Genomic DNA, 25,201 nt, shown 5'->3' on the forward strand with positions numbered 1-25,201 from the left:
CGACGGCCGGCACCGGTCGGGCAGGAGGGACGAGACACGTGATCGTCATCATCGGAGCCGGACCGGCCGGTCTGTCGGCGGCCTACCACCTCGGCGACGAGGAGTACACCGTCCTGGAGTCGGAGGACGAGCCGGGTGGCCTCTGCCGCTCCTTCGACCTGGGGGGCGCCACCTTCGACCTCGGTGGGCACGCCTTCTTCACCAAGCACGACTACGTCCGGGACCTGGTCGAGCAGCTCTGCGAGCCGGGGGTGTACGCGCAGCCCCGCGAGGCGTGGGTGCACAGCCACGACACCTTCGTCCGGTACCCGTTCCAGAGCCACCTGCACGGGCTGCCGTCGGAGGTGGTGGAGGAGTGCCTGGTGGGCCTCTACGAGGCCGCCCGTCGGCAACCGCTCGCCGCGCCACCGGCGAACCTGCGGGAGTGGATCGAGCTGACCTTCGGGCCCGGTATCGCGGCCCGCTTCCTGCTGCCCTACAACGAGAAGCTGTGGGCCTTTCCGCTGACGGACATCGCGCCGGGCTGGACCAGCAACCGGGTGGTCACTCCGGACGTGGCGGCGATCGTCGGCGGGGCGCTGCGCCCGGACCGATTCTCCGACTTCCCGAACGCCGTCGTGCGGTATCCCGCCACCGGTGGCTTCGCCAACCTCTACCAGGGCTTCCTGCGTACGGTCGGCGAGCGGATCCGGCGGCACAGCGTCGTCGAGGTCCGCCCCGGGGAGTCGACGGTCCGGGTCGAGGGTGGCGCCACGATCGGCTACGACCACCTCGTTTCCACCATGCCGCTGGACGAGCTGGTGCGGCGTACCGACGGTCTCGACGACTGCTGCCGGGACGCCGCGAACGAACTACGCCACAACAGCCTCTATCTGGTGAACCTGGTCTTCGAGCGGCCGGCCATGACCGAGATGCAGCGGGTGTACTGCGCCGATCCCGACATCCCGTTCCACAAGCTGGTGCTCAACTCGAACTCCAACCCCGAACTGCGCGCACGCCCGTGCTTCGGCATCCAGGCCGAGGTGAGCTTCTCCGCGCACAAACGGGTCGACCCGGAGGGCCTGTCGGAGCGGGTGCTGGCCGCGCTGCGGCGAATCGGCATCGCCGGGGCCGACGACCAGGTCAGCGCCGCGAGTGTGGTCACCGTGCCTCGGGCGTACCCGGTGCAGACGTCGGCGACCGTCGAGGCACGCGCGCATCTGCTGGAGGAGTTCCAGCGGCGTCGGATCCACTGTGCGGGCCGGTTCGGCGAGTGGCTCTATATCAACTCGGACGACGCGGTGCTGCGCGGCCGGGCCCGGGCCGAGGAGATCCTGGCACACCAGGCCGGCAGCTCAGTCGACTGACTCCGCCGGGGGCAGCCCCAGCACCGCGGTCATCCACGGCAGCGCGACCTGGAGTTGGCGCAGCTGGAACTCGCGGACCAGCGGCAGCTTCGGCAGGAACGGCAGACCGGCCCGGCTGGCGAAGAAGCCGGTGACCAGGGTGACCACCGTCGGGTCGGGATCGGTGAGCACCTCTGCCGGCTGCGGACCGCCTTCCAGGGTGAGACTGGGCAGCCAGAATGCGAGGTCGAACTGCGGATTGCCGAGGGCGGCATGATTCCAGTCGAACAGCACCGGTTGGCTGCCGCGAAAGCAGAGGTTGTCACTTCGGACGTCGAGGTGGGTGACCGAGTCGCCGTCCATGCCGGTGAAGTCGGCGGCATCGAGAATGGTGGGCAGGCATTTGTCCAGCCACTGCGGGGAACAGACCCGCAACGCCAGGAACTGCGCCGGGTCGCGGGCGATCTCGGGCCAGCCGCCCTGGCCGTACTGGGTGTGCGAGGCGGGGACCAGACCGTCGATGGCGGGGCGGGCCGCCAGGTCACCCAGCGTGTCCCGGACCGCCCGGAGTTGCTCGGGTGACCAGGGCGGCGGCCAGGTCGAGGCGGAGAGGTCCTCCAGCACGAGTACGGGCAGCTCACCGTCGTCGTACCAGCCGAGCAGCTCCGGCATGAACGGCGCGTGCAGTTGCCGGTAGACGGCGTGCTCGCGGCGCAGCCAGATCGCGCCGGGCTCGTCGTCGGCGTGTTTGACGAAGACGGTGCGGCCGTCGTCGAGCCGCGCGAGCCATCGTCGGTTGTTGGAATATCCGCGCCGGACGCGGACCGCGTGCACCACCCGTTGCCCGGTCGCGTGGGCGATCCGTTCCGCCTCGTCGATCGCGATCACCGCGTCCGCCTGCATCGAGTCACGATAACAGAGGGCGTGATCAACCGATTCACGGCAGTCAGCCGTGACCGGGGACGGCGATCAATGGGTATTGCCCGCTCGACGGCCACCCCATATCGTCTGGCAATGCTGATTCGACCGGGCCGATCCGCCGTCACGACGGGTGTTCGCGGCCGGGCCGACGCGCGGTGATCAGGGCGGAGGGACTCTCCAAGACGTTCCGGCGGTACGAGCGCGAGCCGGGCGTCCTGGGCAGTCTCCGGACCCTGTTCAGCCGCCGTCACACCATGGTGACCGCAGTGGACGAGGTCTCCTTCGAGGTGGCGGCCGGGACCCGGGTGGCGTACCTCGGGGCGAACGGCGCGGGCAAGTCCACCACGGTCAAGCTGCTGACCGGCGTGACGACCCCGACCAGCGGGCGGTGCACGGTCGACGGGATCGAGCCGTACCGCGAGCGGGTTCGCAACAGCGGCAACATCGGTGTCGTGTTCGGCCATCGCAGCCAACTCTGGTGGGACCTGTCGGTCCCGGACTCCTTCCGGATCCTCAAGCACATCTACGACATCGACGAGGCCGCCTACCGGCGCAACCTGTCGCTGTTCCGGGACGTGCTCGACATCGACGCGCTGGGCAACACCCCGATCCGGGAGCTCAGCCTCGGGCAGCGGATGCGCGCGGAGATCGCCGCCAGTCTGCTGCACACCCCCGCCGTGGTCTTCTGGGACGAACCCACGATCGGTCTGGACCTGGTGCTCAAGGAGGCCGTCCGGGCCCTGGCCAACCAGATCAACCGGGAACACGGCACGACGATCTTCCTCACCAGCCACGACATCAGTGACATCTCCGCCATCTGCGACCAGGTGCTGGTGGTCGACCAGGGCCGGATCGTGCACCAGGGCACGCTCGCGGCGCTGCTGCGGACGGCCCGCCACCGGGCGGTGCACTTCGACCACCGGGGAGACGAGTCGCCCGAACAGGTGGCGGCCCAGATCGAGGAGGCACTGACCGGCACCACCGTCACCGTCGACGACCAACGGCGGGTGACGATCGACTTCCCCGTCGACCGGCTCACCGCCCGGGAGGTGCTCACCTGGGTGTTGCACCGCTTCGACGTGACCGACTGCTTCGCGCCGGAGCCGGACCTGCAGACGGTACTGCGGGAGATCTACGGTGGTCGTCAGCCGGCGGAGCACGGCTGAATGACGGTCGGTGTCCGCTCTCCCCGTCTGCGCCGCTACCTGCCGTTCGCGGTCAGCGGTCTGCAGGCGACCCTGCAGTACCGCGCGAGCTTCTTCGTCAGCCTGGCCACCACGGCGACCAGTACGGCGGTGGTGGTCTTCCTGTGGCGTACGGTCTATGCGGCCAGCCCGGACGCGGGTCCCGGCGGTTTCGGGATCGAGGGCATCACCACCTATCTGATCGCCGCCCAGGTGCTCGGCGTGCTGCACGCCAACCAGGTCGACAGCGAGATCGGGCAGGACATCCTGCGCGGCGACATCGCCGTCGCGCTGATCCGCCCGGTCAGCTACCCGGTGATGCGGATCTTCACCGCCCTGCCGGTGCTGATCACGAATCTGCTGATGGTGGGCCTGCCCACGTTGCTGATCTTTGCGGTGCTCTTTCCCCTGCAGTCCCCGGCCCCGGTGGACCTGCTGCTGTTCCTGGCGGCGGTGCCGTCCTCGGCGGTCATCGCGTTCAGCCTCAACATGCTGGTCGGGCTCTGCGCCATCGTCACCACCAACATCTGGGGCATCCGCATCGTCAAGGAGAGCGTCGTGGTGTTCTTCGCCGGTCAGCTCGTACCACTCGACCTGATGCCGGCGCCGCTGGCCGCCGTCGCCTCGGTCCTGCCCTTCCAGTCCATGGTGTACGCGCCGGTCCGCCTGCTCACCGGCCGCTACGACGGCGCGCCCGACGCGGCGGTCATCCTGGCCGGGCAGGTGGGCTGGGCGGTGCTGCTCGCCGGCGCGTGCGCGCTGCTGTGGCGGGTGTTCGTCCGACGCGTACAGGTGCTCGGCGGATGACCCGCCCCGGTCGCGCGCCGCGCCGTTCCCCGCTGCGCTACGCGCGGCTGACCTGGTTCCTCGGCGGGGTCAGCCTCCGGCGACTGGTGGCGTACCGCACCGACTTCCTGCTCGGCGGCGTCGGTTTCCTGCTCCGGGTCGGCGTCCAGGTCCTGCTGATCGGCAGCATCTTCCAGTTGGTGCCCACGGTCGGCGGTTGGTCCCTGGACAAGGTGTTGTTCCTGCTCGGCTTCGCGCTGCTGCCGCGCGGGCTGGACCGGCTCTTCACCGACTACCTGTGGGTGGTCGGTGAGCAGTTGATCCGCAGCGGCGACTTCTACCGCCACCTGATCCGGCCGGTGAACCCGCTGTTCAGCGTCCTGTCGGAGCGCTTCTTCTGGCCCGACGCGCTCGGTGAGCTGCTGGTCGGGTTCGCGCTGCTCGGGTACGCGGGCCGGCGGCTGGGGCTGGACGTGGACGCCGAGCTGATCCTGGTCGGTGCCGGTCTGGTCGTCTGCGGCACGCTGATCTACACCGGGATCAAGCTCGTCTTCGCCTCGATCGCCTTCTGGACGATCACCAGCCAACCCGCGATGCACGCCGCCAACCAGCTCTCCGAGTTCGCCGCGTTCCCGCTGGAGATCTACCCGGGCGTGCTGCGGTCCGTGTTGACGTGGGTGCTGCCGTTCGCGTTCACCGCGTACATCCCGGTGGAATTCCTGCTCGGCGGCGACGGTCGGTTGGTCTGGCTCACCCCGCTGGTGGCGGCGGGCGCGCTGGGCGTCGGGTACGGCATCTGGAGCATGGGCATCCGCCGGTACGAGATGACCGGGAGCTGAGAGGAGAGGCATCGGCATGAGAAGACAGCTACCGCTCGGTGAGCCGCTGGCGCGGGGTTACCAGTTCTATGCCTTCCCGTTGGCGATCCTGGCCACCGAGGCACGGGCCCGGGACTGGATCCTGAGCAACTACATCCACGTCGCCTTCGACCCCAAGGCGCCGGACTCACCGGTGCCGTTCGGCTTCTATCTCTATGACCACGCGATCAGTCCGTGGCTGGAGGTGGTCCGGGCCAGCCGCGAGTGGGTCGCTTGCGTCGGCGGGGACATCGTCGCGCTCTGCCGCGACTCCATCGGCGCCGGCTACTACCCCTATCTCAACCTGGACGAGCACCACCTGCCCGGCCGGGCGCCCTACCAGCAGTGGCACCAGACCCACGACGTGCTGCTCAGCGGCGTCGACGACGACGAGGGCACCTTCACCATCTACGGCTACACGGCCAACGGGTCGCTGCGGACCACCACGGTCGGGCAGGACGACGTCGCCCGCGCGTACGCGAGCCTGGACGAGGTGGAGAACGACTGCTTCCAGGTCTACTTCTACCGCCTGCGACCGGACGCCAGCTATCGGATGCGGCTGCACGTGGTGGGCGGCGCGTTCGAGGAGTACCTGTCCGGCGCCAACCCGAGCAGCCGGGTCGACATGCTCCAGGAGGAGTGGGACCGGGCGTACGGTGTCGACTCCTACGCGCCGATCCGTGGATATCTGCGCGACTACCTCACCGGCGACGCGGCGTACGACATCCGGTACCTGCACGTGTTGTGGGAGCACAAGCGGCTGATGACCGAGCGGTTCGTCCGGCTGGCCGAACTCGCCCCGGCACTGGCCCCGCTGGTGGACGACTGCCGTGCGATGCAGACCGACGCGGTGGCGTTGCGCAACGGGATGCTGTGGCACGAACAGAAGGGACGGTCCTCCCGATTCGACGAGGAGGCCATGCCGCGCCTGGAGCGGATCTTCGACACCGAGGTACGGGTGCTGCGGCAGGCCGTCGAGGAGATCCGGCGCCATCGGACGCGGGAGTCGGACCCGGATCACCGGCACGACCGCGAGGGCCTGCCGGCGGGAACGAGAGGGGATGACGGAGCGTGAGCATGGACGCGATGTGCACGGTCGTCCTGCGGATGCCGGCGCTGCGGCCGGACGACCACCTCCGGTTGCGGATCGTCGGCGGCGGCACGCAGGACTTCCGGTACGACGAGCCGCCCGGCGAATGGACGACCACGCTCGATCCGGCGGCGCATCCCGACGGCCTCGACGTCGTCGTCGTCCTCGACGGTGACCCCCAGCTCGACGGGCCGCTGCACCTGACCGCCGCCGACCTGGCCGCCCCGACCTGCCGCATCGACGGGCGGGTCCACTTCGCACGGCACCACGACATCCTCGTCGGCGAGACGCACGTCGCCCGGCACTTCTTCCCCGGCGACCCGGACTCCGACCAGCGCTACGACGTCATCGTCGTCGGCTCCGGCGCCGGCGGCGGCACCCTGGCGTACCAACTCGCCGAGACGCCGTGGCGGGGCGGCCGACCACCGCGCGTCCTGCTGCTGGAGGCCGGCAGCTATCTGTTCGGTACGCACACCGGCAACCTGGCTCGCTACCAACCGGTCGGTCCCGACGTGTACCCCAACATCTTCCACCACTGGGGGGCCTTCGGGCGGCGGCGCTGGCGGGCCGCCGACGCCGAGAGCGCCAGGGCGCGGATCGCCCAGGGCTTCAACCTCGGCGGCCGGACCCTCTTCTGGGGAGCCTCGGCGCCCCGGATGCACCGCTGGGAGTTCCGCGACTGGCCGGAGACGGTCCGCGATGAGCTGTGCGACGTCTGGTACGACCGCGCGGAGCAACTGACCCGCGTCACTCCCCTGGTCCCGTCGTCCTACCAGACGATGGTCAAGGCGAGGCTGGGGGAGTTGCCGGCGTTGGCCGAGTTCCGGCACTTCGATCCGCCGATGGCGATCGAGTACTGCGGCCCGGTCCCCGGGGCGGTGCCGGCGGGTATCTGGTCAGCGGCCGAACTGCTGCTCAGCCGCGCCATGCAGGACGACCGCTTCGGCAACCTGCGGGTCCACCTGAACCACGAGGTGGTCGGGGTCGAGCGGGCGGCGGGCGAGGTCACCGGCGTGGTCGCGTACGACCATCTGGCCGGTCGGGACCGCACCTACCGACTGGCCGACGACGGCGTGGTGGTGCTGGCCGCCGGCACGGTCGGCACTGCCGCCGTCGCGCAGTCGTCCGGCCTCGCCGAGGACAGTCCGCTGGTCGGGCGCGGCATCACCGACCACCCGATCCACGTGGTCAAGTTCTGGGTGCGGCAGGGCGGCGACTGGTACAGCCGGTTCGACTCCAGCAAGACCGTCTCCCGGCAACTCACCGACGTCACCGACACCGACCCGGCGCATCCGTACAGCGTCACGCTGGACCTGGGTGCGAACCTCAACCAGTTCCGCTTCGTCAACTCCCTGGAGTTCACCGGCGCGAACCTGGCCACCGTCGACGGGAAGATGCCGGGCGAGCTGGTGTTCATGGTCGAGGCGCCGCTGGTCGAGCAGAACGCCGTCACCCGGACCGAGACCCGGCCGGACGGCGTGAAGCCCGCCGCGCTGCCCACCATCCGCATCCATCCCAGCCCGCGCGCCCACCAGGTCCAGGACACCCTCGACACGATCACCGCCGACGTCGTGTCCGCCTTCGGCGGCGAGGTGTACGAGCAGCTCTGGGCCCCGCTCGGCGGAGTGTCGCACGAGGTCGGCACCATGCGGATGGGTCGCGGCACACCGGGCCGGGAGCGGCCGGGGGTGGTCGACGAGGACCTGCGTGTCGTCGGCCACCGCAACCTCTACGTCTGCGACCTGTCCGTCTTTCCCAACTCACCGGCGGCCAACCCGACGCTGACGTTGGCGGCGCTGGCACTGCGCCTCGCCGCCCACCTCAGCACCTGACGGCACACCCCGAGGACGACGAATGACTTCCGATGACCATTCGTTCGAGGAGTTCCCGCTCCGCCAGGCTGCACTGCACCTGGTGAAGGAGAGCCCGGAGGGACGCGCTCTGAAGAGGAGGCTCGAAGCCTTCGACGATCTCGATGACCCGGCGAAGGAGAAGGCCGCCGCGGAAATCCGGGAGGTCATCGCCGGCATCGTCGCGCGCGCAGTCACCGAAGAGCACCACCGCGCCGAGATGTTGAACGCCTTCGTCCATTCCAGAAGGGGTTCCGACGCGATCGTGTCCGACCCGGGGACGGAGGACCAACACCCGATCGTGACTCACGTGCTGGAGGTCGCGGAGGACATCCTCGCGGAACTGGGGAAAGAGATGTTGATCGAGGCGATCCTCCCCGGTGCGCACCTCGTCATCCCACCCGACGACTTCGTAAGAAGCCTCTTCACGGCCGTAGAGATGATCGAGATCCAAGAAGATCCGTTCCATCGACCGTGGTGACGCCGGCCGCCCGGAAGCTCACCGCACGACCTCGCGTAGCCCGTGCAGGAGCCGGTCGACGTGCTCGGCGGTCGTGCCGATGCCGATACTGGCCCGGATCGCGTACCCGTCGGTCGGGCGGCCGAGCCGCTCGGCGGCGCCGGCCAGCAGCTTCCGGGTGAGCGGGTGGGCGCAGAACAAGCCGTCGCGTACGCCGATCCCGTGCTCGGCGGAGAGGCGGTGGGTGATGTCGGTTGCCTGTCGGTCGGCGACGGTGAAGCTGACGATGCCGACCCGGTCGTGGTCGGCGTCGAACGTGCGCAGCTCCGCCACCTGCGGCAGGGTGTCGAGCCCGTCGCGCAACCGGGTCAACAGCTCCTGCTCGTGGCGGGCGAGAACGTCCGGCGCGGCGGCGGAGATCGTGGTGCAGGCCGCGGCGAGCGCCACCGCGCCCAGCAGGTTCGGGGTGCCGGCCTCGTGGCGCGCCGGGCCGGTCTGCCACTGCACCTCGGCGGGCTCGTCGCCGACGTGTCTGGTGGCCCCGCCACCGGACAGGTACGGGTCGGCGGCGTCGAGCCAGTCGGCGCGGCCGGCCAGGACTCCCGCGCCGAACGGCGCGTACAGCTTGTGCCCGGACAGCGCCAGGTAGTCGATGTCGGTGCCGGCCATGGAGACCGCGCGGTGCGGGGCCAACTGGGCGGCGTCGACGACGATCCGCGCGCCGTGCCGATGCGCGATCTCCGCGATCTCGGCTATCGGCCAGACCTCTCCGGTGACGTTGGACGCGCCGGTGACCGCCACCAGCACCGGCCGCCCGCTGCCCAGGTCGGCCAGTGCACGGGTCAGCCCGGACGTCACCTCGGGCAGGTCGGTGGGCACCGGCAGTCGGTGCACGTTCGGCCAGGCCAGGAGGTTCGCGTGATGTTCGCCGGCCCAGGTCACCACCGTGGTGTGCGCTGGCAGGGCCCGGGCGAGCAGGTTCATCGCATCGGTGGTGTTCCGGGTGAAGATCACGTGGTCGTCCGGCCGGATGTCGAGGAAGTCCGCGACGGTCTGACGGGACTGCTCGTATGCCAGCGTGCATCGGCGCGAGGCGGCGCCGGCGCCCCGGTGCACGCTGGCGTACCAGGGCAGCAGCTCGGTGACCGCGGCGGCGACCGCGGCGAGACAGGGTGCGGTGGCGGCGTAGTCGAGGTTGGCGTACGCGACGGTGGTGCCGTCGGACAGGCGGACCGGAAGGTCGTTGCCGAGCACGGCAGGAGCGATCGTGGGCACACTGGTCCTTCGTGACGGTGGACCCGTGCGGGTCCGCGCTTGCCTCTCCGGCGATCGCCGGCGGCCTGGTCCTCACCCGGAGGCACCCCACCGCGGATGTACGAGGGTTGCCGGTCAGCAGGCCGGGGCCTTGACGCTGACACTCATGACCGCTGCCGATGCTGCCACACCGGCGAGCGCCTCCGCCAGAGCGCTTCGCGCACCCGGCACGTCCCCGTTCGTACGACACCGGACGGTCCCCTGAGTCGTCCCTCCCGGCGCGGTGTGGCAGGTGTGCGGGAGGGACGGGATAGCCTGCCTGCGGTGTCCGGCGACCGCGTGACCGGAGGAGTCGATGCTTCGATGACGGCAGGGCGGCCGATGCCGACTCAGGAGGACGTGCTCGGGTATTTCGACACGCTGTCGAACTGGGGTCGGTGGGGCGACGACGACCAACTCGGCACGCTCAACCACATCACCGACGACGTCCGGTTGGCGGCGGCGCGAGCCGTACGCCACGGCCGGAGCGTGTCGTGCGCGTGGGAGGTCGCCGTGCCGGGAGAGATGGAGCGGTCGACGACGGCGTGCCCGTGCGCCGCCGACATGCCGGGCGCCGAGAACATGCCGCCCGCGTTCCACGCCGACCGGCGCTGGGGCTTCTCGTCCGAGCGGCTCAGCCTCTCGTTCCACGGCAACACCGTCACCCACCTCGACTCGCCGTGTCACATCTTCTGGGACGGCGTGATGTACAACGGGCGGTCGCACGCGGTGGTGGACGCCGCGACGGGGTCGGCGTGGGCGGCAGTCACGGCGGCGGCGAACGGGATCGTCACCCGTGGTGTCCTGCTGGACGTGGCGAGGGCCCGGGACGTGCCGTGGTGGGAGCCGGGGCAGGCCGTGTTCCCCGAGGATCTCGAAGAGGCCGAGCGCCGGCAGGGCGTACGGGTGGGGTCCGGCGACGCGGTGCTGTTGCGGACCGGCCGTGGTCGGGTCCGGCACGAGGGCGGTACGGCCGGCGGTGTCACCCAGGCCGGCTGGCACGCGTCCTGCCTGCCGTGGCTGCACGAGCGCCAGGTCGCACTGATCGGCGCGGACACCCCGCAGGATGTCCAGCCGTCGGGATACGACGACGTCCTGATGCCGGTGCACGCCGTGAGCCTCGTCGCGATGGGTCTGTGGTTGCTCGACAACTGCGACCTGGAGGCGTGCGCGACGACCGCCGCCGACCTCGGTCAGTGGGACTTCCATCTCGCCGTCGCGCCGGTCCGCCTGGCCGGGACGTCCGGCAGCCCGGTCAACCCGATCGCCACGTTCTGACCGGAGCGGGCCTGACCTCGACCGGCCCCCCATGTGCGGGTCGCGGCACGGGACGAGACGCGAATCCGACGCGGTGAGCGCACGGTTGCCCGGCCCGCCGCCACCACGCGCAGTGACTACGGTCACTCGCCGCCGTCCGACTCCGCGTCCCTGCGGCCCGGTGTGGTCGGCCGTGTGGACGTGGGTCGGCCCGGCGTGTCGACGATTCGTCGGAACACTGTCCGGAAAGCGTCTCCACCACGGGGAATAGCACACTCCATCGTGGACGTAACAGCGGTTCGACTGTCAACTTTGCGAAGCACTTTCGCACTCGGATCTGCCCTACGGTGAACCGGCGTTACCGCAGCGACCAAGCCGCAACCATTGGGGAACGCATCACCATGCGCATACTCGCCGTGCCCGTCAGGGTGGACGCCCTGTGGCTCGCCACCGATCGAACCGTCACCGGACCGACCGCCGACTTCACCCGCCTGCCGTACATCGACGCCGACACCGGCCGGGACGCCGACTTCGGTGAGCGCAACCTCAGCGACGCGATCCTGCCAGGGCCGTTCCAGCAGGATCTGCTGTTGCCGGCCGGCATCCACCTGCACTGGTCGCTGCCGGACGCGCTGACCCGGTTGACGCACGGTGCCGCGCCCGGTGGCGGCGCGCCGGTCGTCGACCTCCCCGGGGTGCCGAACCGGTGGCTGGTGACCCGGACCGCGCCGGACGGAGCCCAGGACCGCTGGATGGTGGAGAGCGACGCGCTGGGAGACGTCGACCGGGGCGGGGTGACCTATCCGCTGCTGGCGGCCGATCCGCGCGGCACCACCGGACGACCGTGGCGGTATCTCGGCCGGACGCTGCCGCTGTCGGCCTGGCCCGGTGCGCCGACCGACCGGGTGGCCGCGCTCACCGCGCTCGGCTACGGCGAGCCGACCTTCGCCGCGTTCTATCCGAACTCGTCGAGCGTGTTCGGGTTGCACGACGACGGCTACGGGACGGTGCCGCCACCGAACGGCATGCGCTACGACGTGGTCGGGTGGTACGCCGAGACGGCCGACGACGAACTGCTGGCGGTGGTGGCGGCGGCGCAGGGACGAAGCTGGCCGCAGACCATCGCCGACGAGCTGGACTGGGCGGTGCCGACCGACACCGGCGGTGACGCTCCGGCGCGGATGCTCTGCTTCGGCCGGCTGACCTTCGCCGCGACGGCGAAGCGGGCACCGGTGCCCGGCCCGGCGACCGACTCCGAGAGCGGGGTCTGGGTGGCGAACACCGCCACCGAGGCGCTCGCCGCACACCTCGGCGCGGTCCTGACCGGGGTGACCGAGACGGAGACCGAGGAACTGCTGGAGGCGCTGACCGTCGCCGACGAGTTGGAGAGCGGCCTGCTGGATCTGCCGACTCGGCTGGCCCAGGCCCGGCACGAGGCGTCGTTCGGCACGGTCGCCTCGGGCGTGGCCTGGACGGTCCGACGGCAGGACGACCCCCTCGACGGCGGCGACGAGGGCTCGCCGGTCACGGTGCCGCAACGCCAGGCCCGGGAACGGCTGTCGCTGCCGGAGGACCTCGGCGACCTGCTGGTCACGCTCAACGAGGCGCAGTCGGCGTACGACGCGGCGGCGGCGGAGCTCACCGGGGCACGGCGGCGGATCTTCGCGGACTGGACCCGGTACCTGGTCTGCGCGTACCCGCCGCCGGGTGCCCGGGAGGACTATCCGGACCCGGATCTCGTCGGCTGGTACCTGCGCCGGGAGGTGTCGGCGTTGTCCGCGCGGCTGGCCCGGCTGGGTAGTTGGCCGCCGGTCGGCACCGGCACGAGTCTGGCGCACCGGTTGCAGGCCGCCCGGCAGGCGGCACAGCAGGCGCTGGAGACGGTCAACGTGACGGCGACGGCCACCGCGCGGAGCAGGTTCGAGTTGCAGCAGGTCCCGGGGACGCCGTACCAGGTGCCGAACGAACCGGTGGTGCTGCTCACCGGCGCGGCGGCCACACCGTCGGACCGGTACGGCCAGGACGGCACGGACCAGCCGGGTGGACTGCTGCCGTGCGTGGCGGTGGATCTGGCCGTGGCCGAGGCCGACCTGCGGACCGCAGCCGGTGTGGCCCGCCTCGGTGACCTGGTCGCGGCGTTGGCCACCAAGCTCACCACCGGGCAGCCGCAGCATCCGGCGCTGCGTTCGTGGACCGGACAGCCGTGGCATCCGGTGCTGTTGCACTGGGAGGTGGAGTTCTTCCCGGCGCGGGCGGGCAACAACCTCGACCCGTCCGGGCGGGACTTCGACCCGACGTTCGTCACGACGAACTACGAACTACCCGACGGGGACCGGGAGCTGCGCCCACGGCCGGACAAGGACGTGCTCGACACGGCGGCGAACGTCTACACCGGCAGCACGGTGTTGTCGGCGGCGGCGCGGCCGGTGCTCTCCACCCGGATCATGCGGTACCTGCGCGGCACACCGTTGGCACGGGCGAACGGCGAGCGGACGGCGGCGGGGCTCGTCCCGTGGACCGCCGACCAACTGGACGACGATCCGGGCCCGTTGCTGGACTGGTGCGCGGCGCAGCAGGACGATGCGCGGTGGGGCACGCTCGCGGCGGCGTACCGGCATCTCGCCGAGCACGAGGGAAGCAACCTCGCGCAGAGCCTGGGTGGTTTCAACGACGCCCTGGTGATGCTGCAGATGGTGCGTCAGTTGCCGATCACCGATCCGTTGGGTTTCCCGAGCGGCCGGGCGCTGGCGGCGCTCGTGCAGCAGGCGGTGGCGGGTGAGGGACGGTACGCGCCGGTGCCGCTGAGCGACTTCAACCCGGTCCGGGCGGGGGCGCTGCGGGTACGGCGGCTGCGGATCGTGGACAGCTTCGGCATCGGGTACGACGTCGACACCGACCAGCCTCGCACCACCACCTGGTTGAGCATGCCGAACCGGCCGACCTGGGTGGCGATGCCGCCCCGGTTGGCGGTGCCGGCGCGGGTACGGCTGGACCTGCTCGACGCCGAGGCCGCCGGGCGACCGCTGAGCGGGTTGCCGCAGTCGTCCCCGGTCTGCGGGTGGCTGCTGCCCGATCCGCTCGACGACGGGCTGCGGGTGTACGCGACGGACGGGGACTGGCTCGGCACGCTGTACCTGACCGCCGACCCGGCCGCCCCACGGCAGGCGTTGTGGGAGTCGGCCCCACAGGGACCGGTCACCGAGGTCGGGTCGATCGGCAACGTGCGGCTGCGCGCGGTGGTGCAGCGGCTGCGCGGGCTGGGGGCCGACGGGCTGGCCGGCTTCGTGTCCCGGCTCGACGAGTCGCTGGACGCGGTCGAACCCGAGGACCCGGCGCAGCACCGGGCCCGGGCGGTGCTGGTCGGTCGGCCGGTGGCGGTGGTCCGGCTGGCGCTCGATCTGGACGCGCCGGGCCTGCCCGTGATCCACCAGGACTGGAACGTGTTCCGGCAGGATCTGCGTCGCGTCGGTCGGGAGACCAACGCGTACCCGTCCGTCCGGTTCCCGGTGCGGCTGGGCGAGCACGGCCGGCTGGGCGACGGCACGCTCGGCTACTGGCGGGAGCAGCCGGACGGCACCCTGGGCGAGCAATACCACGACGTGATGACGCTGGCCGAGCAGGACGGTGACCCGCCGCTGGTCGTGGGGATCGACCTGCCGACGCTGACCCTCACCGCACTCGTGGAACCGGCCGGGGCGGTGCACGCCACCACCGGGGTGCTGCCGACGGTCTCCTGCCGTCTGGATCCCACGCACCACCAGGAGCCGCTGGCCCGGCTGGAGGTCGGCTTCCTGGCCGCCCCGGTGCTGACCGACGCCGACGCGCCGGCGCTGGTCTCACCGGCGGCCGACCCCGACCGGGTCTGGTCGTGGCGCGAACGCGACGGCGCCTCCTGGGTGGAGGTCGCCGAGCCCTCGGAGCTCGCGGAGGCGTTCCCCACCGCGCTGACCGCCCGTGAGGGCTGGCTCAGCCTGCGTCCGCGCCCGACCGTCTGACCGCTCTCCCCCTCTTCCGGCACGTCCACACCTCGACCCAGAAGGCGACCCTGATGCCACAGATCACCCTCAACCTGTCCCTGGAACAGACGAACATGGTCCTGGAGGCGCTCGGCCAACTGCCGTACGTCCGGGTCTACGAGCTGATCGAGACGATCGGCCGGCAGGCCGGCGCCCAGGTGCAGGCCCCGTCCGTCGAGGCCGAGCAGGCCCGTCTCACCCCGGTGCGGTCGGCATGAGCGCGGAGCCGCTGCTGTTCTGGCAGCTCGACGACATCGCCCCGGGCAACGTCATCGTCGACTACGGCAAGGGGCAGCTCGACGGCCGCATCGAGGGCGATCCGACCGTGTCGCCGGACGACCAGTTCGGCGCGGTGGTGACGCTGGACGGGGTCGGTGACGCAGTGGTCTCGCCGGTGAACCTGCCGTCGTACACGACCTACACGATGTGCGGCTGGTTCCGGGTGCCGACCCAGGGTTCGGGCATGCAGACGCTGATGGGCCGCGACCGCCACGGCGTGCACGTCAACGTCCTCGGCCACATCTCGGCCGACCTGCCGGGCACCAACACCCGGTACACCAGCGGCGCCGGCCTGTTCACCTACGACACCTGGCACCACCTCGCGGTGACCCGGGACACGACGGTGTTCCGGATCTACCTCGACGGTGTGGTGGCGCTGGAGACGAACGTGGCGGCGCCACCGGTGGTGCAGGGCAACTTCGTGGTCGGGCGGCCACCCGGCAACGCCAGTCAGTACCAGCCGATGTCGGTGGCCGCGGTACGGCTGTACGGCGCGGCGTTGAGCGGTGCCGAGGTCAGCGAGCTGATGGCCGTCGACGAGTCGCCGGTGACGTCGTTCGTCCGCACCCACCCGCTCGACTTCGAGTTGGCCAACGTCGACCAGCAGCCGGTGTTGTACATCGACGACGCCGCCACCAGTCAGACGCTCACGTTGCGCGTGACCAACTCGTCCCGGCACGACATCACACTCTGGCCGCTCAGCGGAGCGCCGTCGGCGGCGAACCGGCACTTCACGTTGAACCTCCGGCCGGGCACGATCGCCCCGGCGAGCACGGTCGGGCTGGCCGCGAGCGGATGGGCGCTGGCCGCCAACGAGGCCCGTACGGAGCTGTATCTGCGCGGTCTGGCGAACGCGGTCGTCCCGGCCGCCGCGTCGGTCGAGTTGCCGTTGACCGGACTGCGTGCCGACGGCACCGACGGCACCCGGGTGACCCGGGTCGAACTGGCCTACCAGCGGCTCAGTTACACCGGTGAGACCAGCGAGATCGTCGGGACCCGGCAGCAGTCGCTGGAGGTGGTGAACCACCGGGGTCGGCCGGACATCCCGCTGGACGTCGCCTTCGTCGGCGGCAACCGGGTGCTCAGCGACGGGTCGGGCACCAGTTCGCTGCGGCTGCGGGTGGCCAACGTCTCCCGCCGGGTGGCGATCGCGCTGGCCGGTTCCGCCACCGTCGGCAAGGAACGGGCGTCGGCACTGGTCCTCTCGTTCGACGTGCAGTTGGCCAACGAGACCCGGGACTGGGCGTTGACCACGGCCGGCCAGGTCGGCTCGGTGCAGGTGGCGTTGAGCGGGGCCACCGGTGTGGCATGGGACGTCGAGAAGATGATCGACGACGAGCGTGCGATGTGGACGCTGACCCCGAAGCAGGACACGACCATCGCCGCCGAGGGCTGGTTGGAGCTGGGAATCGGGCCGATCCACGGGCTGGCCACACCGGGCCACGCACCAATGGTGCTGTCGTACCGCAACGTCCCCGGGTTCCAGGACGGGTTCGTCAGCGTCGACGTGGAGCGGAGCCCGCTGCTGTTCACCGGCACCAACGTCGCGGTGGGCGGTGTCGCCGCGCCGTTCAAGCTGACCGTGCGCGCCGCCACCGAGCACCTGCAGCTACGCCGGGAGGAGCAGACCGGCGGCAACAAGATCTATCTGGAGCTGTACCAGTCGGAGACGCCCGCTGGCGTGACCACCTATCCGAGCATCCGGTTCCACCACGCGGGCAAGTTCTGGCACCGGCTGGAGTGCCGCCCCGAGGGGTTCATGTTCAAGTGGGGGCCGCCGACCAGCGACGACCTGAGCGACATCTTCGCCCGCCTGGGCGTGTTCACGTCGATGCGGGTGGACAAGGTCGCGGTCAGCGGAGGTGAGGGCCACCTCCGGGTGGAACGGCGGGATCAGGCGGCCGGCAAGCAGGTGTTCCTGGAGTTGTTCCAGGCGGACATCCCGACGAACCAGGGGACCTTTCCCAGCCTGCGGTTCCATCACGCGAACAAGTTCTGGCACCGGATCGAGGGCCGTCCCGAGGGCTTCCTGTTCAAGGACGGCAACACCGGCTCCGACGACTTGCGGGACATCTTCGCCCGCACCGCGTCGTTCACCTCGCTGCGTCTGGGCTCCACCGGCATCGGTGAGTCGGACCTGCGCCGGTTGCTCGATCTGGCACGGCGCTTCCCGTTCTAGGTCATCGGTAGCGAAGCGGAGGAGCACGGCACGATGCCGAACGGCAAACGGACGCGGACCACGAACAAGACCACCGACTCCGGCAAGGCACCCAAGAACACCGAACGCAAGGACGTCAAGGCCAAGAAGGCGATGACCGACGCCGACCGTAAGGCGGCCGTCGCGGCGAAACTCGCGGTGGAGCTGCTGCAACTGGCCACCACGCTGGAGCCGATCACCCGATCGACGCCGGCGGTGGTGGGGGCACGCGCGGACACGAACTTCTACGCCACGTTCCTGCGGTCGGGGCAGGGCGACTGCATCGTGTTCAAGACGCCCGGCGGCAAGACGGTGCTCGTCGACTGCGGCTCGACCACCCTGGACACCACGACCGGTGAGGCGCACGCTCAGTACATCTGGAACAGCCTGAACGTGCCCCGCTATCTGCTGGGCAGCAGCACGATCGACGTCATGGTCTTCACCCACCCGGACGAGGACCACTACAACTACCTGGCGTCCGTGCTCGACGACGACCGCACCGGTCGGAAGATGACGGTGGGGCGGGTCTACCACAGCGGCGACAGCCAGGACTACGTCGGCGCCATCGACTGGCTCCGGAAACACATGGCCGACGCCACGAAGATCTACAAGGTGGTGCACAACCTGGAGGTCAGTCCGTCCGACCAGAGCGTGGTTCGCGGCGAGATCACTCTCAACGGCGCGGCGGTGGTCGCCGCCACCGACGGCAACCAGGTGGATCGTCTCGACGTCAAGGGCGGCATCCGGATCATCGCGGAGCCGACCTGCACCGTCACCATCCTCGCCGGTGGGGTCGCGCACGACCACAAGACCGACAAGGACACCAAAAAGGCCAGGAACCGCGCCAGCCTGGTGCTGCTGATCGAGGCGCACGGGAAGAAGCTGCTGCTCTGCGGTGACGCCACCACCAGCACCGAGCACTACCTGATCGAGGCCGGCAAGTACGCCGCACCGACCAAGGAGCGGATCACCGGGGTCGACGTGATGCACATCGCCCACCACGGCAGCAAGGTCACGTCGGGCTCGAAGGAACTGCTGGACGTGGTGAAACCCAAGACGGAGGCGATCATCAGCGCGGCCCGGGAGGGCAGCACCTCGCACCACCTGCCGGCCTGGCCGACGGTGGAGAAGTACATCGACAATCTCACCGGCCGCGTCCCTGCCACCACCCACAAGGGATGGTGCTGGGACATGAACGTGAGTCGGTACAAGGTCCAGCAGATGGACATCCCGGTCCCGGTGTACATCACCGGGTCGCACGGCAACCTCGACATCGCCTGGACGGCCTGATCATGAATCGGCACACCCTGGAGACGTTGCTGGCCACGGTCGCCACCGGCCAGCTCGACCTGCCGTTGTCCAGCCTGGACGCGGACCACGCCACCTATCTCGGCCGTTTCCTACCCACCGGCCGACTCACCCTGACCGACTGCGTCCGCGCCGACGAGGCCGACGCGGTCGGGATCCACGGCACCGGCGCGCCCGGCCCGTTCGCCGGGCTGGCGGTCACCGTCCGCTTCGCCCTCACCGCGGACACGGTCACCGGGGTACGGGTCACCGCCACCGGCGGGCCGACCTGGTCGGTGGCGGACACCTTCCCGGCCCTGGCCGGCACCCTGCTGGCCACGCTGCGCTTCACCGGCCCGGTGATGACGCTGGACACGGCGGTGCTGGCACCGACCGGAGACGACCCGTCACCGGATCCGGCCGACGCGCCGATGCGCTTCGTCGGGGACCTGCGGATCACCACCGAGATGGCCGCCATCGCCCTGCTGTTCCCGGGCACGACGCACCCGGTCGTCGGCGACATCACCATGGTCACCCTCGCACCGGACGGCTACTCGCTGCCGCACCCGACAATGCCGAGCGTCATCCTCTACGGCGCCGACGGGGAGACCCTCCCCCTCGGCCTGTTCGACGTCACCGACCTGCGGTACGAGATCTTCGGCACCCCCGACCTCAACCTGCACACCGCTGACAGCGAGGTCGTCGCGGTGCTGGTCCTCACCGGCGCGATCGACGTCCGCACCACTGGGCAGACCCACCGGGTACTGCTCTCCGCCCAGGTCGGCGGCTGGGACAACGACATCATCCTGGCCGCCGACTTCAGTGGACTGGGCACGCTCACCCTCGACGACGTCGCCGACCTCGCCGGGTTGGACCAGTTGACCCTGCCGTTCGACATCGACCCGGACGCCGGGATCAGTCTCGGCGAGGTGGTGGTCTCCCTGGCCCACAACGGCGGCGCCTGGTCGATCAACCACATCGCGCTGACCGTCCGCGCCGAGGCGGACTGGGTCATCGTCGACGACCTGCTGGAACTGCAGGCCCTGGAGCTGACCGTACGGGTCGACCGACCGGGCCCGAGCGCGACACCGTCGTTCCTGGTCAACGGGCTGCTCGGGATCGGTGACGAGGGTACCCTCCAACTCGTCGCCGATCCTCGATCCCGGTACCTCGGCGGTGGTCTCCACGGCGACGCGCCGCTGCGGATCCGCGAGGTCTACCAGCACTTCACCGGCGCCGACCCCGGCCACCTGCCCGACCTGGCGGTCACCCGATTCCAGGCCGACGTGACCCTGCCGGTCGGCACGACCGGCACCACGTTCGGCGGCGAGATCGTGGTGGCGGGCAACTGGCCCCTCACCGACCAGGTCGAGCTGACCAGCCTCACCTTCGACCTGGACCACGACACCGCCGGGACGCGGATGCAGGCGATGGCGGGTTTCGTCGTCGACGACGTCACCGTCACGATGACCGCCGACTACGACCCGGCGCCGGAGCGCAGGTGGGAGTTCGTCGGCGAGACCGGCCCCGGGCAGCTCATCCCGATCGGGTCGGCGGTGGAGTCCCTGGCCGAGCGCTTCGGCGGCCTCACCCTGCCGGCCCCGCTGGCCGGGCTGACCATCGACAATCTCGGCGTCGACGTCTCCACCGGCGCCAAGCGGGTCTTCGTCACCGGTCAGGCCCGGTTCCCCGTCGACGACACCGACGTGGCGATCACCATCACCGTCGACACCGCGCAGCGCTCCTTCGACGGGCTGATCGAACTCACGGTGCCGGTCGGCGACGGCAGCACCTTCCACCCGCAGCTCGATCTGCATCTGGCCGGTGACGCCACCGCCCGTCGGCTGGCCGCCTCGTACACCCATGCCTCCACCGATCCGGTGCCGGACGTGCGTGCCCTGGTCGGCGCGGTCTCCCCGACCGCCGCCGGCTACGTGCCGCACGGCATCGTCGTCGACCCCCGGCACCTGCTCTTCGCCCTGACCCGTCCGGTCGGCGGGACCGGGACGGCGTACGTCTTCGGGGTCGATCTCGCGCTCACGGTCGACCTGGCCGACCTGCCGGTGGTCGGCGAGCACCTCACCGGCGACACGACGATCGGGATGGACCTGCTCCGGGTCGTGGCGGCCACCGCCGCGCTCGGTGCCGCCGACGTCACCGCGCTGAACGGGCTGCTGCCGGCGGAGGTCCCCGCGCTGCCGGCGGCCGGTCTGCCGGCCGGATTCACCGTCGACGGCACACTGCGCCTGGGGCCGTTTGACCAGCCGGTGTCGGTGCCCGTCAGCGGGGTGAACGGCACGACGAACCCACCGGCCGGGCCGGTGCCCGCCCCGCCGAACCAGACCGTCACCGGCGACAACACCTCGTGGCTCGCGGTCCAGCGCGCCTTCGGTCCGGTGCAGCTCGCCCGGGTCGGTGTCGCCTTCCGGCAGCACGACGGCCAGGATCCGCGTCTCGCGCTGCTGCTGGACGCGTCGGTCACCATCGCCGGTCTCACTCTCTCCCTGGACGGGCTCGAGGTCGGGATCTCGCTGACCGACCCGCTCTCGGTGCCGTCGTTCGGGCTGTCCGGCATGGGTCTGTCGTACACCGCCGGGCCGGTCAGCATCAGCGGCGCGTTCCTCCGATCCGAGATCGAGTACGACGGGGTCAGCTATCCCGCGTACGGCGGCATGGCGCAGCTACGCACCGAGTCGCTGTCGCTGGCCGCGATCGGGTCGTACGCGCAACTGCCGGCGGGGCCGTCGGTCTTCGTCTACGCGTACCTGGACACGCCGATCGGCGGACCGCCGTTCTTCCACGTCCGGGGCATCGCCGCCGGATTCGGCTACCACCGGCGTCTGGTCCTGCCGCCGGTCGACGACGTGGCGTCGTTCCCGTTGGTGGCCGAGGCGACCGGAGCCGCGACCCCGGGCACCAGCCTCGGTGCCGAGCTGCGCAGTCTCGCCACGTGGCTGCCGCCGTCGGTCGGGGACATCCTGCTCACCGCCGGGGTGCACGTCAGCTCGTTCGAGATGCTCGACTCGTTCGTGCTGGTCGCGGCGACGTTCGGGCACCGTTTCGAGCTGGACGTGCTGGGGTTGTCCACGCTGACCCTGCCGGCCCGCGCGCCGGGGACCGAGGCGATCACCCCGGTCGCCGAGGTGCAGTTGGCGCTGCGGGCAAGCTTCGTACCCGACGACGGCTACCTGGGCGTGCAGGCGCAGTTGACCCGCAACTCCTACCTGCTCTCGCGGGCCTGTCACCTCGTCGGCGGCATCGCGTTCTCGACCTGGTTCGCCGGCCAGCACTCCGGGGACTTCGTACTGACCGCCGGTGGCTACCATCCGCACTTCCCGGTGCCCGCGCACTATCCGACCGTGCCCCGGCTCGGGTTCTCCTGGCAGGTGTCGCCGCAGTTGAGCATGTCCGGGTCGGCGTACTACGCGCTGACCCCGGGGGCCCTGATGGCCGGTGGCGGGCTCAGTGCCGTCTATCAGGACGGGTCGCTGCGGGCCTGGTTCGACGCCGCGATGGACTTCCTGATCTCGTGGCAGCCGTACCACTACGAGGCGTCGCTGCACGTCAGCATCGGGGCGTCGTACACGTACCACTTCTTCGGCACGCACACGATCAACGTGCACGTCGGGACCGACGTCGACCTGTGGGGTCCGGACTTCGGCGGCACCGCGACGATCGACCTGCACGTCACGTCGATCCGCATCTCCTTCGGCGCCGACCGGGGCGGCGGACCGCAGCCGCTGTCCTGGACCAGCTTCCGGTCGACGCTGCTGCCGGCCCCGGCCGAACTGGTCAGCGTCACGCTGCGCGGCGACAGCCATCGGGCGGCAGCCGACGCCGCAGCCGACGACCTGGGCCTGGTCGATCCGACCACGCTGGTGCTGAGCACCGACAGCAGCGTCCCGAGCAGCAGGGGCAGGCGCGGCACCGGCACCGCCGAGGCGGCGTTGCCGGCCGACGCCGGTAGTACGCGGTTCGGGGTCGGCCCGATGGGGGTGGCCGTCGGGAACGCGACCGCCACCCACCGGATCACCATCACCCGCGACGGCGTCCCGGCGGAGGACCAGTTCGACTACCAGCCGGTGGTCAAGCGACTGCCGAGCGCGTTGTGGGGCGGGCGGCTCACCCCGTCGCCGACCGATCCGGCGCTGACGCCGGACCTGTTGACCGGGTACGCCATCACGCCCCGCCCGGCGTCGAAGCCGGAGCCGGCGTGGCTGGACCGGAGCGCGGTGCAGGCCGACACCGCCCTGTTCCAGGTCGCCGACGCGATCCGGTTGCGCGCCCCGGCGGCGGTGGCGGATCTCGACGGCAGCGACGCCGAACGAGCGAAGCTGATCATCGGCAGCATGGCCGCGCCCGCCGTGACCGCTGCCCGAGCCGGTCTGCTGACGGACCTGCTGCCCGACGCGTCGGTCGACCTGACCGGCTTCGACACCAGCCAGTTCCACGAGATCCCCCGGGTGGCCGCTCATGTCTGACAACACCGTCACGTTCGCCGCGCACCGCCGCCCGGCGTTGGAGGCCGGCGACTACACGATCACCGTGACCCAGGCGGTCGCGGTCGGCTCCGCGACGGAGTCGTTCGGCACCAGCCGCCGGTTCAGCGTCGGCGGTGACCGGTTCGCCCTACCGCCGACCGCGATCCGCGCCGTCTTCCCGCCCGACGGCAGTCTCGGCGATCACAGCAACGTGCTGCCGCACGTGGTGCTCGATCGACCTTCGCTGCCCTGGGAACGCGATCCGGGCGGGGACGGCGACGACCGGCCGCCGTGGTTGGCGCTGCTGCTCTTCGACGAGGACGAGAAGCCGCAGCCACGGACCACCACGGTGGGGGCGCTGGCCCGGGAGGGCACGCTACCCGAGCCGGCGACCGCCCTGGAGAGACACGACTCCGACGACGCCCCGGTCACCGTGATCGACGTACCCACCGATCTGCTGCCCGGCCTGGTGCCCGCGTACACCGAGCTGCGGCTGCTGGCCCACGTGCGCGGCGGCACCGGACCGACGGCCGAGCCGGACGCGGCGGTGGTCGTCGGCAGCCGACTGCCCGCCGCCGGTACGACCAGCACGGTGCACCTGGTGTCGCTGGAACACCGGTTCCGGGCCGACGGACTCGGCGCCCCCGGGCTCGACCTGCCGCATTCGAGGGTGGGTGGGGCCGGGGGTGCCACCGTGCCGCTGGTGAGCCTGGCCAGTTGGCGGTTCGCCTGCGTCAGCGCCGACCACTCGTTTCCCGCGCTGGTGCGGGACCTGGCCTCGGACGGCGGCGACCTGCGGCTGCCCGACGTGGGCAACGCGACCGCGGACGGCTTCCTGGCCCAGGGGCTGGTGCCGCTGCGCCACCGGCTGCGCCAGGGTGGCCGCAGCATCGGCTGGTACCGGGGACCGCTGAGCACCGGGGCGACCGACGGTGGCCCGGTCACCCCGGTCCGCAGCGCGGACGCGTTACTGAGGCTGCACACCGACGTCGGCATGTTCGACGTCAGCCACGCCGCGGCCTGGCAGCTCGGTCGCCTGCTCGCGCTGCGCAGCACCGGCATCAGCAGCAGCCTCTACACCTGGCGGCGGCGTCGGGACATCGGTGCCAAGCAGAGCGTTCCGGTCGACTATCCGCTGGCCGTGCCGGCGGCCGACATCGACATGCCGGAGAGCCTGCTCACCTGGCTGCGCAACCTCGCGCGACTGGACGGTGTGCCGTTGGCCTATCTGCTGCCCGACGAGAAGCTGCTCCCGGTGGAGAGCATCCGCTTCGTCGGTCTCGACCAACGCTGGATCCGTCACCTGGTCGACGGCGCGACCAGCATCGGGCGGCTCGGTCCAGCCGACGCGCAGCGGGACGCCGACGATCCGCCGTCGATGGAGTATCCGACGGTGACCGGGGCGCTGATCCGGTCGGCCATCGTGCCCGGCTACCCGGGACTGCTCGTCGACGCGTACGCCGACACGGCCGGCGACCGGCGTCTGACGCCGTGGCGCACCGCGCGGTTGGCGCCGGACATCCTGATCTGCCTCTTCCAGGGCGAGCTTGCCCGGCTGGACCTGCACCAGCCGCCGGAGGGTCAGCACCTCGCCGTCGAGCAGCTCGGCGACGGCACGATCGGCAAGACGCTGCGGGCCCCGGGTGGCGCCTCGACCACCCCGGCGCCGGTCGGTCCGCTGCCGTTGGGCGCGCTGCGGACCGTACCGGTGGCCGGGTTGGGTGCGGCGATCGCCGACGCGCTCGGGGTCGACCCCGCCGACCTCGGCTCGGACGATCTCGCGTTGCAGCTCACCGAGACCGCCGAGCGGGTGACCTTCCTGCGCGGGTGAGCCGGGCGGCCCTGTCGAGGCAGGGCCGCCCGGCTGACGAACACCTGGACGACCGTGGGCTCATCCGGGGCCACCGAGGACCCCTAT

At 71.0% G+C, this 25,201-nt stretch carries 16 protein-coding genes and 1 riboswitch; of the genes, 14 read left to right on the top strand and 2 right to left on the bottom strand.

Going from position 1 to position 25,201, the window contains the following annotated elements:
• The first annotated feature begins 38 nt into the window (after positions 1-38).
• Complete coding sequence (locus ACWDVW_RS08690) at positions 39-1,346, top strand: protoporphyrinogen/coproporphyrinogen oxidase (RefSeq protein ID WP_449946167.1); 1,308 nt, start codon at positions 39-41, stop codon at positions 1,344-1,346.
• On the opposite strand, the gene ACWDVW_RS08695 is transcribed toward ACWDVW_RS08690, so the two are convergent.
• The gene (locus ACWDVW_RS08695) at positions 1,335-2,228 is read right to left on the bottom strand and encodes an aminoglycoside phosphotransferase family protein (RefSeq protein WP_449946169.1); all 894 of its coding nucleotides are present in this window, start codon (positions 2,226-2,228) and stop codon (positions 1,335-1,337) included. The genes ACWDVW_RS08690 and ACWDVW_RS08695 overlap by 12 nt on opposite strands.
• A gap of 173 nt (positions 2,229-2,401) precedes the next feature.
• On the opposite strand from ACWDVW_RS08695, the gene ACWDVW_RS08700 reads away from it, so the two are divergent.
• From ACWDVW_RS08700 to ACWDVW_RS08725, 6 genes are read left to right on the top strand one after another with little or no spacing between them, the layout of a single operon-like run.
• A complete protein-coding gene (locus tag ACWDVW_RS08700; protein WP_449946170.1) occupies positions 2,402-3,412 on the top strand; it encodes an ABC transporter ATP-binding protein in 1,011 nt (336 codons plus the stop codon).
• Positions 3,413-4,237: an ABC transporter permease gene (locus ACWDVW_RS08705; protein WP_449946172.1), complete on the top strand. Its 825-nt coding sequence runs from the start codon at positions 3,413-3,415 to the stop codon at positions 4,235-4,237.
• Positions 4,234-5,055, top strand: coding sequence for an ABC transporter permease (locus ACWDVW_RS08710; RefSeq protein WP_449946174.1), 822 nt, complete (start codon positions 4,234-4,236; stop codon positions 5,053-5,055). Before ACWDVW_RS08705 ends, ACWDVW_RS08710 begins: the two co-directional genes overlap by 4 nt.
• Positions 5,056-5,071: 16 nt before the next feature.
• Entirely contained in the window at positions 5,072-6,148 is a 1,077-nt protein-coding gene (locus tag ACWDVW_RS08715) for a hypothetical protein (protein WP_449946176.1), read from the top strand.
• 2 nt (positions 6,149-6,150) lie between these two features.
• Positions 6,151-7,995, top strand: a complete 1,845-nt coding sequence (locus tag ACWDVW_RS08720; protein ID WP_449946248.1) for a GMC oxidoreductase — start codon at positions 6,151-6,153, stop codon at positions 7,993-7,995.
• A gap of 22 nt (positions 7,996-8,017) precedes the next feature.
• On the top strand, positions 8,018-8,494 hold the full coding sequence (locus tag ACWDVW_RS08725; protein ID WP_449946177.1) for a hypothetical protein: 477 nt from the start codon (positions 8,018-8,020) through the stop codon (positions 8,492-8,494).
• 18 nt (positions 8,495-8,512) lie between these two features.
• On the opposite strand, the gene ACWDVW_RS08730 is transcribed toward ACWDVW_RS08725, so the two are convergent.
• Positions 8,513-9,727, bottom strand: coding sequence for an aminotransferase class V-fold PLP-dependent enzyme (locus tag ACWDVW_RS08730; protein ID WP_449946250.1), 1,215 nt, complete (start codon positions 9,725-9,727; stop codon positions 8,513-8,515).
• A 51-nt stretch (positions 9,728-9,778) separates the two neighbouring features.
• Positions 9,779-9,899: riboswitch (SAM riboswitch) on the bottom strand.
• A 209-nt stretch (positions 9,900-10,108) separates the two neighbouring features.
• Between ACWDVW_RS08730 and ACWDVW_RS08735 the strand changes: the two genes are divergently transcribed.
• The 7 genes from ACWDVW_RS08735 (at position 10,109) to ACWDVW_RS08765 (ending at position 25,114) form a co-directional block, all read left to right on the top strand.
• Complete coding sequence (locus ACWDVW_RS08735) at positions 10,109-11,044, top strand: cyclase family protein (RefSeq protein ID WP_449946179.1); 936 nt, start codon at positions 10,109-10,111, stop codon at positions 11,042-11,044.
• Positions 11,045-11,439: 395 nt separating this feature from the next.
• Positions 11,440-15,018 (top strand): hypothetical protein, encoded by a 3,579-nt coding sequence (locus tag ACWDVW_RS08740; RefSeq protein ID WP_449946181.1) that lies wholly within the window; start codon positions 11,440-11,442, stop codon positions 15,016-15,018.
• Positions 15,019-15,071: 53 nt separating this feature from the next.
• Positions 15,072-15,257 carry a hypothetical protein gene (locus tag ACWDVW_RS08745; protein WP_449946183.1) on the top strand — a complete coding sequence of 62 codons (186 nt, stop codon included), beginning with the start codon at positions 15,072-15,074 and terminating at the stop codon, positions 15,255-15,257.
• Positions 15,254-17,497 carry a LamG domain-containing protein gene (locus ACWDVW_RS08750; RefSeq protein WP_449946185.1) on the top strand — a complete coding sequence of 748 codons (2,244 nt, stop codon included), beginning with the start codon at positions 15,254-15,256 and terminating at the stop codon, positions 17,495-17,497. Before ACWDVW_RS08745 ends, ACWDVW_RS08750 begins: the two co-directional genes overlap by 4 nt.
• A gap of 33 nt (positions 17,498-17,530) precedes the next feature.
• The gene (locus ACWDVW_RS08755) at positions 17,531-18,805 is read left to right on the top strand and encodes a ComEC/Rec2 family competence protein (protein WP_449946187.1); all 1,275 of its coding nucleotides are present in this window, start codon (positions 17,531-17,533) and stop codon (positions 18,803-18,805) included.
• Between the two features lie 2 nt (positions 18,806-18,807).
• Positions 18,808-23,283 (top strand): DUF6603 domain-containing protein, encoded by a 4,476-nt coding sequence (locus ACWDVW_RS08760; protein ID WP_449946189.1) that lies wholly within the window; start codon positions 18,808-18,810, stop codon positions 23,281-23,283.
• Complete coding sequence (locus ACWDVW_RS08765) at positions 23,276-25,114, top strand: hypothetical protein (protein WP_449946191.1); 1,839 nt, start codon at positions 23,276-23,278, stop codon at positions 25,112-25,114. The genes ACWDVW_RS08760 and ACWDVW_RS08765 overlap by 8 nt, the downstream gene beginning before the upstream one ends.
• The last annotated feature ends 87 nt before the right edge of the window (positions 25,115-25,201 follow it).

This window comes from Micromonospora sp. NPDC003241, assembly GCF_053589795.1.